The sequence below is a fragment of the Anaerostipes butyraticus genome, assembly GCF_016586355.1.
Lineage (GTDB): Bacteria > Bacillota > Clostridia > Lachnospirales > Lachnospiraceae > Anaerostipes > Anaerostipes butyraticus.
Genome location: NZ_BLYI01000006.1, coordinates 208,141 through 222,218 on the forward strand (window position 1 = coordinate 208,141; position 14,078 = coordinate 222,218).

The 14,078-nt window shown below is 38.6% G+C and carries 14 protein-coding genes; 13 read left to right on the plus strand and 1 reads right to left on the minus strand.

Features of this window, described 5'->3' with window-relative positions:
- The first annotated feature begins 184 nt into the window (after window positions 1-184).
- Complete coding sequence (gene tnpA, locus JMF81_RS01995) at window positions 185-613, plus strand: IS200/IS605 family transposase (RefSeq protein ID WP_087418399.1); 429 nt, start codon at window positions 185-187, stop codon at window positions 611-613.
- Here tnpA and JMF81_RS02000 read toward each other — a convergent pair.
- Window positions 608-1,855, minus strand: a complete 1,248-nt coding sequence (locus JMF81_RS02000) for a tyrosine-type recombinase/integrase (protein WP_201309790.1) — start codon at window positions 1,853-1,855, stop codon at window positions 608-610. The two genes, tnpA and JMF81_RS02000, sit on opposite strands and share 6 nt — an antisense overlap.
- A 338-nt stretch (window positions 1,856-2,193) precedes the next feature.
- Here JMF81_RS02000 and JMF81_RS02005 point away from each other — a divergent pair, with 338 nt between their 5' ends.
- The 12 genes from JMF81_RS02005 (at window position 2,194) to JMF81_RS02060 (ending at window position 14,074) form a co-directional block, all read left to right on the plus strand.
- Complete coding sequence (locus JMF81_RS02005; RefSeq protein ID WP_243282514.1) at window positions 2,194-3,612, plus strand: sugar transferase; 1,419 nt, start codon at window positions 2,194-2,196, stop codon at window positions 3,610-3,612.
- Between the two features lie 154 nt (window positions 3,613-3,766).
- Window positions 3,767-5,023: a nucleotide sugar dehydrogenase gene (locus tag JMF81_RS02010; RefSeq protein ID WP_279323880.1), complete on the plus strand. Its 1,257-nt coding sequence runs from the start codon at window positions 3,767-3,769 to the stop codon at window positions 5,021-5,023.
- Window positions 5,024-5,041: 18 nt separating this feature from the next.
- Entirely contained in the window at window positions 5,042-5,509 is a 468-nt protein-coding gene (gene pssD, locus JMF81_RS02015) for a PssD/Cps14F family polysaccharide biosynthesis glycosyltransferase (RefSeq protein ID WP_201309792.1), read from the plus strand.
- Between the two features lie 22 nt (window positions 5,510-5,531).
- The gene (gene pssE, locus JMF81_RS02020) at window positions 5,532-6,008 is read left to right on the plus strand and encodes a PssE/Cps14G family polysaccharide biosynthesis glycosyltransferase (RefSeq protein WP_201309793.1); all 477 of its coding nucleotides are present in this window, start codon (window positions 5,532-5,534) and stop codon (window positions 6,006-6,008) included.
- 13 nt (window positions 6,009-6,021) lie between these two features.
- A complete protein-coding gene (locus tag JMF81_RS02025; protein WP_201309794.1) occupies window positions 6,022-6,804 on the plus strand; it encodes a hypothetical protein in 783 nt (260 codons plus the stop codon).
- 4 nt (window positions 6,805-6,808) lie between these two features.
- Window positions 6,809-7,657 (plus strand): polysaccharide pyruvyl transferase family protein, encoded by an 849-nt coding sequence (locus JMF81_RS02030; RefSeq protein ID WP_201309795.1) that lies wholly within the window; start codon window positions 6,809-6,811, stop codon window positions 7,655-7,657.
- A 46-nt stretch (window positions 7,658-7,703) separates the two neighbouring features.
- Window positions 7,704-8,948 (plus strand): glycosyltransferase, encoded by a 1,245-nt coding sequence (locus JMF81_RS02035; protein WP_201309796.1) that lies wholly within the window; start codon window positions 7,704-7,706, stop codon window positions 8,946-8,948.
- Window positions 8,949-10,043 (plus strand): glycosyltransferase, encoded by a 1,095-nt coding sequence (locus JMF81_RS02040; protein WP_201309797.1) that lies wholly within the window; start codon window positions 8,949-8,951, stop codon window positions 10,041-10,043.
- A gap of 2 nt (window positions 10,044-10,045) precedes the next feature.
- On the plus strand, window positions 10,046-11,293 hold the full coding sequence (locus tag JMF81_RS02045) for a hypothetical protein (protein WP_201309798.1): 1,248 nt from the start codon (window positions 10,046-10,048) through the stop codon (window positions 11,291-11,293).
- A gap of 17 nt (window positions 11,294-11,310) precedes the next feature.
- Complete coding sequence (locus JMF81_RS02050) at window positions 11,311-11,865, plus strand: serine O-acetyltransferase (RefSeq protein WP_201309799.1); 555 nt, start codon at window positions 11,311-11,313, stop codon at window positions 11,863-11,865.
- Between the two features lie 33 nt (window positions 11,866-11,898).
- The gene (locus JMF81_RS02055; protein ID WP_201309800.1) at window positions 11,899-12,627 is read left to right on the plus strand and encodes a glycosyltransferase family 32 protein; all 729 of its coding nucleotides are present in this window, start codon (window positions 11,899-11,901) and stop codon (window positions 12,625-12,627) included.
- A gap of 25 nt (window positions 12,628-12,652) precedes the next feature.
- The gene (locus JMF81_RS02060) at window positions 12,653-14,074 is read left to right on the plus strand and encodes an oligosaccharide flippase family protein (protein WP_201309801.1); all 1,422 of its coding nucleotides are present in this window, start codon (window positions 12,653-12,655) and stop codon (window positions 14,072-14,074) included.
- Window positions 14,075-14,078 lie beyond the last annotated feature (4 nt).

The following is a 14,078-nucleotide window of genomic DNA, read 5'->3' on the forward strand; positions in this document are numbered from 1 at the left end:
AAATATAGCTTTTTAACGATCTGACGGCTTATTTTGACGGTAAATGAAAGGTCTAATCCCCCAGCTATGCTGGGGAGAATGGAGTAAGCAGGAGCGTGTAAGATATTAATAAAAAGCCTCCTATGCTAAAATGAGAATGGTGTCGCAAGCCAAACTCAAAAATTAGTATAGGAGGCGGTCCAAAATGGACAATAAGAGTTTATCACACGTACGGTGGAAATGCCAATACCATATAGTTTTTATTCCGAAATACAGGAAGAAAGTACTGTATGGAAAGTTGAAAGCAGATGTAAGAGATATAATTTCTACATTGTGCAGATATAAAGACGTAGAGATTATAGATGGCGCAGTATGTGAAGATCATATACATTTAAGCGTAGCTATTCCGCCCAAGTATAGTATTTCAAAATTTATGGGGTACTTAAAAGGAAAGAGTACGCTAATGATATATGATAGACATCCAGAATTGCAGAGCAAATGGGATAAAGCATTCTGGGCCAGAGGATATTACGTTTCAACAATTGGTAATATCACAGAAGATGCAATAAAGAAGTATATAAGAGAGCAGGCGGAAGAATCAAGGAAAGAAGATTCAAGTAGTACCGCTTTATAAGCGGACCAGTAACAACGCTTGCGATACCCGCCCTTTTGGGCGAGCATGTAACCGGCCCTTATGAGGGCCAACCCAAACCACCACTTGAAGTGGTGGTTGTGACTTAGAAGCGGATGCCAGCCTCTCTATTTGTTCCCGTTTAGAATCCATTGACGGATGGACATATCTCTGAAGAGTGGTACTTACATTGGCATGTCCCAGAATTTCACTGAGCGCTTTTACATCAAAACCGTTCTCCACACATCTGGTAGCAAACGTATGCCGAAGGCAGTGAAACGTATAATCCCCCAGCCCTGCGTCCAGTAAAATCTGTTTATATTTTCTTAAATATATTCGCGGTTCCATGAAATGCTTTGTTCCGGTCAGAAAATATGCTTCCTTTTCCTTTCGGATCGGTTTTAAATGCTCCGTCAAAAAATCTGGCAGTGGGATCATACGGATGGAAGTATCCGTCTTTGGTCGATCTATGATCACTTTTGTTTTTCGCCTGGAGTTTGAATTCAATTCAGGTATTCGGATGATCGTTTTTGTAACCTGCAGATTTCGTTCTTCAAAATTGATATCCTGCCACTGCAGGGCACAGATTTCTCCAATCCGCAGCCCGCTGTACAGCGCCAGAAGAATTCCTGCTGATACAGAATCACTGGCTGCAAATACAATTTCCTCCAGCTTATGTTGTTCCCGTCTGGACAGAACCTGGACTCTCTTTGAATGCAGAGATGGATAGAAAATATCTCCACTGTCAGCACAGGGATATTTTTTACTGCGGGCAAATTTAAGCCCCATCAGTAAAATAGAGCGGATATCCGCTACAGTTTTTGGTGACAATCCTCCTCTGTGATCCATGCGGCCGCAGCGCAGCTTTTCTTTTAAATATGCATCAATACGCTCTGTTGTCAGAGTCATCATACGGCAGCTGCCTAACTCGGGTTTCAGATGTCTTTCATACAGGCACTTATATGTCGTGTAAGTAGATTCTTTCAGGGAATCCTTCCGGGTTTCCAGCCACTCCTGCATTACTTCATCCAATGTAATCTTCAAATAATTTCTTTGAAAATTTCGTGTCATGGTAGAAGTTTGAAGTTCTGCCAGAAGAGTATTCTTCTTATTTTTTGCTTCCTGATATGTTTTCCCATAAAGATAGCGGTAGCATGCTTTTCCTTCCGGGGTGTAATCGAAAATAATTCTCGCTTCCCATCTTCCGTCTTTTCTCTTGTAAATGTTTTCTCCTCGTCTTGCCATTGTTTACCTCCTTTTTCTCTGCTGATATACTCGGTTTCAAGCGATTCTTCTGACCAGAATTTTGACTGCAAATCAAAAGAAAAAATAAAAAAATCAACCGCATTTCTTAAATTTTTTAAAAATTTTTTTGTAACAAAATTGTAAAATACGTTGACAAATCGCCTGATTTGTTTATAATGTTTAGCAGAATGTATTACATTTTACAGTTTTTTGTCAGACGCAAAGTGTAATACTCTAAGAATATTCTTACCCAAATCATACAAGATGATAAGGGATTCGATAAGAGAAATTTGTAAAAAAATGGGGAGTATAAAGAAAAGGGTGAAAGCGAAGTGGAAATGAACCATTCACAGATGCAAAATTTGATTCTGTACATATGGGATGTCATAGGAATTACCGCAGGGTATTTTATGATGACCTACATACGTTTCTATTCAAGTGGGCATACAGACTGGATCGGTGATAACAGGGTGTATTATCGCTGGATTTTCGCAGTCTTTATGCTGACACTGGTCTATCTGATATTTTATCCCAACAAAGACTTTTTTAAGCGCAAATTTAAAGAGGAATTGATCCATAATCTTAAAACCAACGGGATGACAGGGGTTTTTATGGCAACAGTGGCATATTTGATCAAGGATGCCGATGATTATTCCAGGTTCATCTATTTGGGAACGATTGTCTTTAGTTTATGTTGGATGCAGATTGTACACAGTATTTATAGAAGATATGTACTGGATAACCGTCAGAAAGTGCGGACGACACGCAAGATTCTGATTCTTTGCAGAAAGGATCGGGCAGAAGAGATTGTATTAAACATTATAAAGGAAAAAACATACGATCTCTGGGTCGAGGGGATTATTGTTATAGATGAGGATATGGTAGGACAGACGATTCACGGCGTGCCGGTTGTCGCCAACTGTCGTTCCATGTATTTGTATGCCGCAAGGACTGTTGTGGATGAAGTATTTATTCAGTCCAACAGTTTTGAGGAATATATGATGCAGGAAGTGATTTCCAAATTTGAAGAAATGGGAATCAAAGTGAACTTAAGCATTGATCTTCTGAATTTAAGCATGGAGAAGCAGAGACGTCTGGGAAAAGTTGGAAGCTATTATACGATTGCTTTTACAGACAAAGAAGTTCCGCTTCGTATGCTGTTTGGCAAAAGACTGCTGGACATTGCAGGAGGAATTATCGGAGTCATTCTGACAGGATTTCTGACGGTTATTCTTGGACCTCTGATTAAACTGGAATCTCCAGGACCGGTCTTCTTTTCGCAAAAACGAGTAGGAAGGAACGGAAGAATTTTTAAGATTTATAAATTCCGTTCCATGTACACAGATGCAGAAGAACGGAAAAAAGAATTAATGGCTCAGAATGAGATGAATGGGCTGATGTTCAAGATAAAGGATGACCCTAGAATCACGAAAATCGGAAAATTTATCAGAAAAACAAGTCTGGATGAATTTCCTCAGTTTTGGAATGTGCTCAAAGGTGATATGAGTCTGGTTGGAACAAGGCCGCCGACAGTGGATGAATTCCAGCAGTATGATCTGCATCATAAGAAACGGCTTGGCATGACGCCGGGACTTACCGGAGTATGGCAGGTCAGCGGCCGCAGTGACATTACAGATTTTGAAGAAGTCGTCAATATGGATGTTGAATACATAGAAAACTGGAGCCTGAAACGGGATATTGGAATCCTGTTTAAAACCGTTCAGGTTGTATTAAGCAGCGAAAGCGGTGCGAGATAGCTTTATGAATAAAGGTGAGAATCTAGGGGACTTGGTCTGAACCTTTTTACTGTGTACATATATGGTACAGAGCAGCAAAAACTTCGGGACAGGTGTTCCGAGGAGGTTGAGAATGGTTTGTGATGAAAGATAAGTGGGTTTAGGAGAATGAATTATGAGAGAGTTTAAAGATTTGAGAATCGCAGTAGCGGGAACAGGCTATGTCGGTCTGTCGATTGCAGTACTTTTGTCTATGCATCATGATGTTTGCGCAGTTGATATTGTGCCTGAAAAGGTGGATATGATAAATTGTCGGATTTCCCCAATTGAAGATGAATATATAAAGAAATATTTTGCAAAAAAGGAGCTTCGTCTGAATGCAACGCTTGATGCTGAGACGGCATATCGTGATGCAGACATTGTTGTGATTGCGGCTCCAACAAATTATGATTCACGGACACAGCGTTTTGATACATCAGCAGTCGAATCAGTCATCAGACTTGTGACGCAGTATAATCCGGAAGCTGTCATGGTTATTAAATCTACGATTCCGGTCGGATATACAAAGTCTGTGCGTGAGAAGACCGGCAACTGCAATATTATTTTTAGTCCGGAGTTTTTGAGAGAATCAAAAGCGTTGTATGATAATTTGTATCCGAGTCGTATTATCGTAGGTGCAGATATGGAAGATAAGCGTCAGGTGGAAGCTGCGAATATTTTTGCAAGGCTGCTTCAGGAAGGTGCCGTCAAGAAAGACATCGACACTTTATTCATGGGATTAACAGAAGCGGAAGCGGTGAAACTGTTTGCAAATACGTACCTGGCACTGAGAGTCGCCTATTTCAATGAGCTTGATACGTATGCAGAAAGCAAAGGATTGAATACACAGCAGATTATTGAAGGTGTTTGCCTTGATCCTCGCATTGGCAATCATTACAACAATCCAAGTTTTGGGTATGGAGGCTATTGCCTTCCAAAAGATACCAAACAGCTTCTTGCAAATTATTCAGATGTCCCGGAAAAGCTGATCGAGGCCATTGTTGAGAGCAACCGGACAAGAAAGGATTTTATTGCAGACAGAGTATTGAAACTTGCCGGATACTACGATTATTACAGTAGCGGTGAATACAATGCAGACAAAGAAAAAGAATGTGTGATTGGTGTATATCGGCTCACAATGAAATCAAACAGCGACAATTTCCGTCAGAGTAGTATTCAGGGCGTGATGAAAAGAGTAAAAGCCAAGGGGGCCCGGGTAGTTATTTATGAGCCGACGATTGAGAATGGCAGTACATTTTTTGGCAGTAGGGTTGTGAATGATCTCGAAGCATTCAAGAAAATGAGTCAGGCAATTATTGCCAACAGGTATGATGCCTGCCTGGATGACGTTCGGAGCAAAGTATATACGCGGGACATTTTTCAACGAGATTAACGGCAGGAGGATAAAAACATGGCAGATCAGCTGAAAATATGTTTTGCTGCATCATCAGGTGGTCATTATGAACAGCTGATGATGTTGAAACCATTGATGAAAAAGTACTCAGGATTTGTGCTGACGGAAAAGACGTTATACAATGCTGAAATAGAAGGCGAGAAAACATATTATCTGAGTCAGGTAAACCGCAGAGAAAAATCTTTTCTTCCAAGAATGATTATAAACTGTATAAAGTCTTTAGGAATATATCTGAAAGAAAGACCGGATGTTGTCATTTGTACCGGCGTACTGGCAACGATACCAATGTGCTTAATCGCGAAAGTGTTTGGAAAAAAACTGATTTATATTGAATCTTTTGCAAAGGTCACTTCACCGACGGAGACTGGAAAGCTTCTGTATAAGTATTCCGACAGATTTTATGTGCAGTGGGAACAGATGAAAGAGATATATCCAGATGCTGTATATCTTGGCGGGATATATTAATATTGAAGGAGAACAGATATAGATGATTTTTATAACGTTAGGGTCTCAGAAGTTTCAGTTTAACAGGCTGCTTCGTGCAGTAGACCGGCTTACTGCATCCGGCGACATCGATGATGAAATTTTTGCACAGATTGGATACAGTGACTACAGACCTGAGAATTACAGATTTAAAGAGTTCTTGGACCGCCAGGAATTTTCTGATATGACAGACCGGGCGGGTATTGTAATTACACACGGTGGTACGGGGGCAATCATAGGAGCACTGAAAAAGAAAAAGAAAGTTATAGCAGTACCGCGCAGAGCGGAAAATAAAGAACATGTAGATGATCATCAGCGGCAGCTTGTAAAAGAGTTTGGAGATTTGAATCTTATCTATGAATGTGATGACTGTAATCAACTGGGAGAGGCACTGAAAAAAGTCCAAAATATGCAGTTTGACTCATATCAAAGCAATACGGAAGCATACATTGCCAGCATTGAAGATTTTTTGAAGCAATGAAACAGGTGATTTCATGAATAAAGTCGAAAAATATATAGATTATGTAACAACCAAAATAAGACAGTTTCTGAAACAGAGAACATTTGTCAGCAAAAAGCAAAATGTAAGTTTAAAATATATGCTGGAGAAAAACAGGTCTTCCCGTATACTGATCGTAGTCTTTAGCGCATGCACTCGAAAAGGAGTCAAAGCCAGATATAACTATGTCCGCACGCTGAAAGATGTGAAAGAAAATAAACTGTTTATTTTGGATGATTTTAGTGCTGATCACAGAGGAGCATATTATCTTGGACAAAATGGCGGTAATGAAATTGAGTTGGCATGTCAGGAGTTGATCATGCAGAAAGCAGAAGAATTGAGAGCAAAAAAGATTATTTTATGCGGAAGTTCCAAAGGTGGATGGGCAGCCTTGAATCTGATGACAGATATCAAAGATGCGGATGCCATAGTAGGTGCGCCGCAGTATTATCTTGCAAATTATCTTCTGGCTCCGCCTCTGAAGATATGTCGGGAATTTATCATGCCGGATGTCACAGAACAGAAAATTAAAGGATTAAATGAGTATTTAAGAAATAAACTGAAGAAGAAAGCAGGAGACAAACATAAGATTTATCTTCATTATTCGGATTCAGAACATACATATAATGAACATGTTCGGTTTCTGATCGAGGATTTGGAAAGTTTTGGATATGATGTAGCGTTTGACTGCAGGCATTATACAGAACATTGGGATGTAAGCAGATATTTCCCTGACTATTTGCTCGATTCGTTGACCGGATGCTGTAAAGGAGAATAAAATAATGAAAAGCAAAGTATCTGTATATTATGCGAAAGTTCCTAATATGGGAGATTTGCTGAACAGAGATATTATAGAAAAATGTTTTGGATATGATGTTGAACGAAGAACATATCTTACAGGAAAGGTCAGTGGTATTGGAAGCGGCCTGGGGAATTATACATATGAAGAGGGAAAATGGAAAAATATGCTGAAGTTTATTTCCGGGATCTTTTTCCCGGAAGCATATATCTGGGGAACGGGTTTTGTACGGTACAAAGATGCTGATACAAAATTTTACAAGAAGAATATGCATTTTTGTGCAGTTCGAGGAGAATTGAGCAGGAAACGGATAGAAAAAATGCTTGGACATGACCTTGATATTCCGACAGGAGATGCGGGGATTCTATCCTCTTTTCTGTTGGATCAGATGCCGGAAAAAAAATATAAAGTTGGAATAATTGCTCATTATAAAGAACAAGATGAACCGGCTTTTCAGACATTATGTGATAAGTTCCAGGGTTCAAAGTTTATTGATGTTCGTAATGAGCCGGAAGAAGTCACCCAGCAGATTGCAGAATGTGAGGTTATTCTTTCCAGCAGCCTGCATGGACTTATTATCGCAGACAGTTTAAGAATTCCTAACAGACATATTGTAGTTACTGATAATTTACTCGGCGATGGATTTAAATTTGATGACTATTATTCTGCATATGGTCTTGAGCACAGCTTTACAGATCTTAATATTGAAAAGATTGATTCACTGGAAGAAGTATGTGATCAGTACCGTATTACAGATGAGATGGCAGAAACGAAGAAAAAGTTGATGCTGAAAAGTTTTCCGTTTCCGCCCCTGTCTGGCAGTGTTCAGTAACAGGATGTTAAGATGACTTGAAACAAAAGCAGGAAGGGTTTTACAGATGAAATATTTAGTTTTACTTAATCGAAGATTTCCATTCAGATACGGGGAAGCGTTCCTGGAAAATGAAATTGATGAGATATCAGAGAAGTTTGACCGCATTATTATTTACCCAAGTGATGCTCGTATCGGTGATAAGCAAAACAGAAAGATATCATCGCAAAATGTGACGGTAAGAACAATTGAAAAAAGTTCACTGAAGTTAAGAAAAATTAAATATTTATGTAGTGCGCTGAGATATATCAGTAAATCCAGACAGCCGAAGCTGCTGCATAAGCTGTTGGACGGATATTTTTTGGCTGCGGCATATGACCAGATGGGTAAAATCAGAAAGGATCTGGGAAATTTTCCTGTCCGTTCAGGAGATACAGTTTATTTTTACAGCTACTGGCTTTATATCAATGCCAAAGTGGCATGTCTTCTGAAGGAATATTATGAGAAAAAGGGAATCCATACAGTTGTGTTTTCCAGGGCACATCGATTTGATATATATGAGGAGAAAAGAAGATTTGCTTATCTGCCTGAAAGAATAAATCTTCTTGGACATCTGGATCATGTTTTTGCATGCTCCGACAATGGGTCTGATTATCTGAAGAAGCATTATCCGAAATCTAACAGAAAGATATCCACATCATACCTTGGTACATACGATCACGGTCTGGGAACTGTGGAGTCCAGAAAGAAGTTCCACATCATATCTTGTTCCAGAATGAGTAGTGTCAAAAGGGTAGATCTTATTATAGAAGCATTAAAGCTGTTGAAGAATGAGAATCTTTCCCTGGTATGGACACATCTTGGCGGCGGAGAGTTGTATGATGTGATTACAGAGAAGGCAAAAGAGCTGGACTGGATGGAAGTACACCTTGATGGTGCTGTTCCCAACAAAGAAGTATATGATCATTACAGAGACTGTCCGGAACATCTCTTCGTAAATGTAAGTTCTTCTGAGGGATTACCCGTATCTATTATGGAGGCCATTAGTTTTGGTATTCCGGTAATTGCTACAGATGTCGGAGGAACAGCAGAAATTGTTCTCGACGGCGTGAATGGGAGACTGCTGGATGCAGACTTCCAGCCGGAAAAACTGGCAGAGCAGATAAAGTATTTTGTTTCATTAACTGATGAGGAATATCGTAAATATCGAATGAATGCGAGGGGAACATGGGAGAAATATTTCCAGGCTCCGGTGAACTATAAAAACTTTGTTCATGATATCCATACATTATATAAGGAAGGAAAAGAATAGATGCAGGGGTGTAGTACAAAAAGAATTAAAATCTCGGTTATTGTGCCTGTATATAAAGTGGAAAAGTATATAGACAGATGCGTGAAATCTCTTCTCCAGCAGAGCCTGAAGGAAATACAGATTATACTTGTTGATGACGGATCACCGGACCGTTGTGGAGACATCTGTGATCGGTATGCAGAGAAGGATCAGCGTATCAAAGTGGTTCATAAGGAAAACGCAGGGCTTGGTTTCGCACGCAATACGGGAATGGAATATGCAGACGGAGAATATATAGCATTTGTTGATTCTGATGATTACATCAGTGCAGACATGTTGGAACGATTGTATCGCTTTGCTTCCGAGGAGAATTTGGATGCAGTATTCTGCGGTTTTACTGTAGTAACCAGAGACAATAAACATATGGATCGCCAGGAAGTGTGTAAGATTACTTACTTTAATAACAGGAAAGAACGGGAGAAATATCTGTTGGGAATGATTGGTGCGGAACCGGAGTATCCGAAAGATGCCCGTTTTACTATGTCTGTATGGAGAGGGATTTATAAAAAAGAAGTAATCGATGCCGGTCAATGTATGTTTCCATCCGAACGGAAAGTAGTTTCAGAGGATATTATTTTTCATATTCAGTTTCTGCATTATGCAGAACGAATAGCCGTTCTGCCTGAATGTTACTATTACTACTGTGAAAATCAAAGTTCTCTGACACATACCTACCGGGCAGATCGATTTGAAAAAGTTTTAAATCTGATTGCACTGATTGACCAGATGATGAAAGAGTATGGATTTCAGGATCCTGAAAATATGAGCAAAGACAGGCTTCTTCTTGCAAGATCAAGAAGCGCCATCCGGCAGATCTGTTATCATCAGTATATGCTTGGAAAGAAAAAAGCAGATAAGGAAATCTATAAGATAATGACCTCACCGCAGCTTCGCCGCTGTATTGGTGAATATAGGTGTGCAAAACTTCCGTTTGTACAGAAATGCTTTTTCTATGCGGTCAAATGGAAGAGTGTGAAAGGATCTAAACTGTTAATCAGGATAAATGATATAAGAAAAAGAAAGGGACGATTAGTTAGCAGGCATTTGAGGAAATAGTTATGAAAATATCAGGAAAACAAATGTTATATTTTGAATTGATATGTATTTTTACAGTTCCATTCTGTACTTCTGTTTTTGGGCTTCCCAGGCCTCTTCTGTACATAATGGATCTTATTAACATTTTCCTGCTTTTGCTGTGTCTGGGATATTTCGGACTGCGTAGGCAGTCGGTCATACAGATATTAATAATTGCCGTATTAATTACAGTAGTTGGTCTGGCTGGATATATGTCCTGGGGAACATCTTTTGCTCAGTATATCTGGGGAATGAGGACGACCTTAAGATTTTTTATTTTTCTGATTAACTGTTATTACATATTTGATATGGAAGATATTTGTAAAATTTGGAATGTTTTGTATAAATTATTATTTGTTAATGTTATATTTGCTACATATCAGTACTTTGGAAGGGGAATCTCAGGAGATATGCTGGGCGGCACTTTTGGAACATTAATGGGAGCCAGTGGATATCTGGTTGCTTTGCTTTCACTGGTCTTAACTTATGTTACTTCATTATATGTATATAAAAAGATTAAAATATGGAAAGTATCATTGACATATGCAGGAGTTTTGTATATTTCTATTCTTGCCGAACTCAAAGTCATCTATCTGCTACTGGTTTTAATTATTGTGGTGTCTGCCATTATTTCAAAACCAGATCCAAGAACCATTCTGATTGTGGCAGCAGCAGTGATACTGCTGATTGTGGCACTGAGAGCTCTTGCAGTTCTAAATCCAGTCTCTTTCGGGTATATGTCAAGCTGGGAAGACCTGATCTTTTATCTAAATAACAGTTATACATCAGAAGGAGGATTCAGTCGGATGGACAGCATCCCGAGGATTAATGAATTATTTTTCAAAGGGTCTTTTTCGAAGGAAATGTTTGGATATGGTCTTGGTCAGTGTGACAATTCGAATATTGAGGTGTTGAATTCTATATTTTACGAGAGATATGGGCATTACAATTATAGATTATTCTTCTATGCAATGACCTATCTGGAGATGGGTATTGCAGGACTGTTTATATACTTAATGTTCTATATAGGAATACTAATAAATACAGTGAGATGTAGTTTCGCAGAATATAAAGAGTATAAGCTTATGTCAATATTAAATATTTTGATCATTTTTATTATGTTTGTTTATAATTATACGTTAAGATCAGATCCTGGATATATCTGGATGTTGGCATGTGCGGTTCCTTTGGTCTGTAGCAAGGTGAAACGAACAGAGACGACAACGAAGTAAATGGAGGTGAGTGGTAAATGCAGGATTATAAAGGATGGATTACGATTGAAAAGCAGAAATACATCGATCAGATGGGTGGGAAGAAACAGTTTTTATTAAGAAGAATAAAATTGCATCCGGACTATTATTCTTGGAAATATATCAAGAGCCTCAGAAAAGCTGGTTATTATTACGACAGAAGAAAGAAGAATATATTTTATATGATGCGCTATCTTTTGGCATGCAGAAGAAAAAACAGACTTGGGAGAAAACTGGGAATTGAAATGGGAGAGAAATGTGCAGATTTAGGGTTGATGATTTATCATACGCAGGGCATTGTTGTTAATGGGAATGCGAGACTTGGAAAAAACTGCAAATTACATGGAAACAACACAATTGGGAACAGCGGAAAAGATAATGCAGTTCCGAGGATTGGAGATAACGTTGATATAGGAGCCGGTGCAAAAGTAATCGGCGATGTACAGATTGAAGAAAATGTGACAATTGGGGCAGGAGCAGTTGTTGTAGATTCGTGTCTGGAAAAAGGAGCCATTCTTGTCGGTGTTCCTGCGAGACCGCTGAAAAGAAAGTAAAAAACTGCAGGACTGTTGGGATGGGAGGACAACATGATACCGAAAAAGATTCATTATATATGGATAGGAAAAGGACCGAAAGGGAAAATAGCGGAAATCTGTATTAATTCCTGGAGACGCGTGATGCCGGATTATGAGATCATAGAGTGGAATGAAGATACATTAGATTTGCCAACGCTCTGTAAGAAGAACAGGTTTTTGAAAAAATGCTGTGAATTAAAGTTATGGGCATTTGTGTCGGATTATATTCGTTTGCATGTGTTGTATCAGGAAGGCGGCATTTATATGGATACAGACGTAGAGGCAGTAAAGGTATTCGATGATTTTTTATCTGATTCTGTCTTTATGGGATATGAAGCAGGTGACTATATTGGAACGGCCGTGATCGGAGCAGAAAAAGGGAATAATCTGATGCAGAGGCTGCTGAGATTCTATGATGAGGAAATCTGGAATGTCCGCTTTATTAATAATCCGATTATTTTTAAATATGTAATAGATCGGGAGCCAGACTATTTTCAGCATTGCAAAATATATCCTATCAATTATTTTTCACCATATAATGCTCAAAAATCCTATGATTGTATCGTCGATACAGAAGAAACATATGCCATTCACTGGTATACACAAAACTGGAATATGAGCAGAAAAGGGTATGTTTTTATGCATACGAAGCATGTCAAAAATCCTTTGAAAAAAGGTGCTTTGATTATTAGAAAAAATATAGGATACACAAAAAAACAATGGAAGAAAAAATACTCGTGAATGACAGATGAGGTGTGTGAACGGAATGGGAAAATATAAATATCTGATAAAGAATATAGGGCTTCTTACATTAAGCAGTTTTGGAACAAAACTTCTGACATTCTTTTTGGTTCCGCTTTATACCAGTGTCTTAAGTACATCAGAATATGGTACGTTTGATCTAACCTATACAACAGTGAGTTTGCTGATTCCGATTCTAACAATGAGTATTGTGGAATCAACATTACGTTTTTCACTGGACAAAAATGCGGATCAGCAGGAAATATTCAGTATATCGTTAAGGATCGTTATACGAAGCAGCATTATTTTCATTGCATGTATTGTCCTAAATTATTATTTGGAACTGTTTCCTTTTATCAATGATAATATTGTATTTTTTTGCATGTATTATATTGTCATGCTTTCTCAGCAGCTGCTTCAGGCATTCGCAAGAGGGATTGACCATGTTGCGGATATAGCAGTTTCAGGTGTTCTTAATTCTGCAGTGATGATCACACTGAATATCGTATTTTTATTATATTTTCGCCTGGGACTGACAGGATATTTTCTGGCATATATTATCGGGTTGCTGACCACAAGCATCTATTTGAGTGTAAGAATAAAAATATGGAAGTATATACGGTTCTCCAAACTAAGAAAGTCAAAAGAGAAAGAAATGTTGTCTTACAGCAAACCACTGGTAGTAAACTCAATCAGCTGGTGGATTAATAATGCTTCTGACCGATATGTTGTAACGTGGATTTGTGGTCTTGCTGCAAATGGTGTATATTCTGTCGGCTATAAGATTCCTTCTATCTTGTCTGTTTTTCAGACGATTTTTAATACCGCCTGGCAATTATCTACAGTTCGGGCATACGACAGGGAAGATGCCGATGGATTTTTTAAGAATATATATAGTCTTTATAATCTGGTGATGGTTTTTGGGTGTTCGTTAATGATTGTGTTGACTCGTCTGTTGGCACGGTTTTTATATGCAAAGGATTTCTTTGGGGCATGGCGCTATGTTCCGTTTTTAATGATGGCAGTTGTATTTGGAGCTTTGATCGGAGTTTTCAGTGGTGTTTTTCAGGCGGTCAAGGATTCGAAAAGTCAGGGAAAGATAACAGTTGTCGGTGCATTGATTAACTTGGTTCTGAACATCATTCTTACTTTGTGGATTGGTGCAATCGGAGCAGCGATTGCTACTGCCGTTGCATATTTTATCATGTGGCTTTTGAATTTGTATTATATTAGAAAATATATTGTTATTAAGATACGGCTGAAGCGTGACATTTTATCATATGTGCTGCTATTTCTTCAGACAGTATTAATGCTGTGGTTTGCAGATTCCATACCGCTTTATTTGGTACAGCTTATAATATGTGGAATCATATTGTTGTTATATTCAGAAGAAGTCAAGACAATCTTACAGCGATTTGTGTTAATTATTACAGGAAAGCGCGAATAAATAT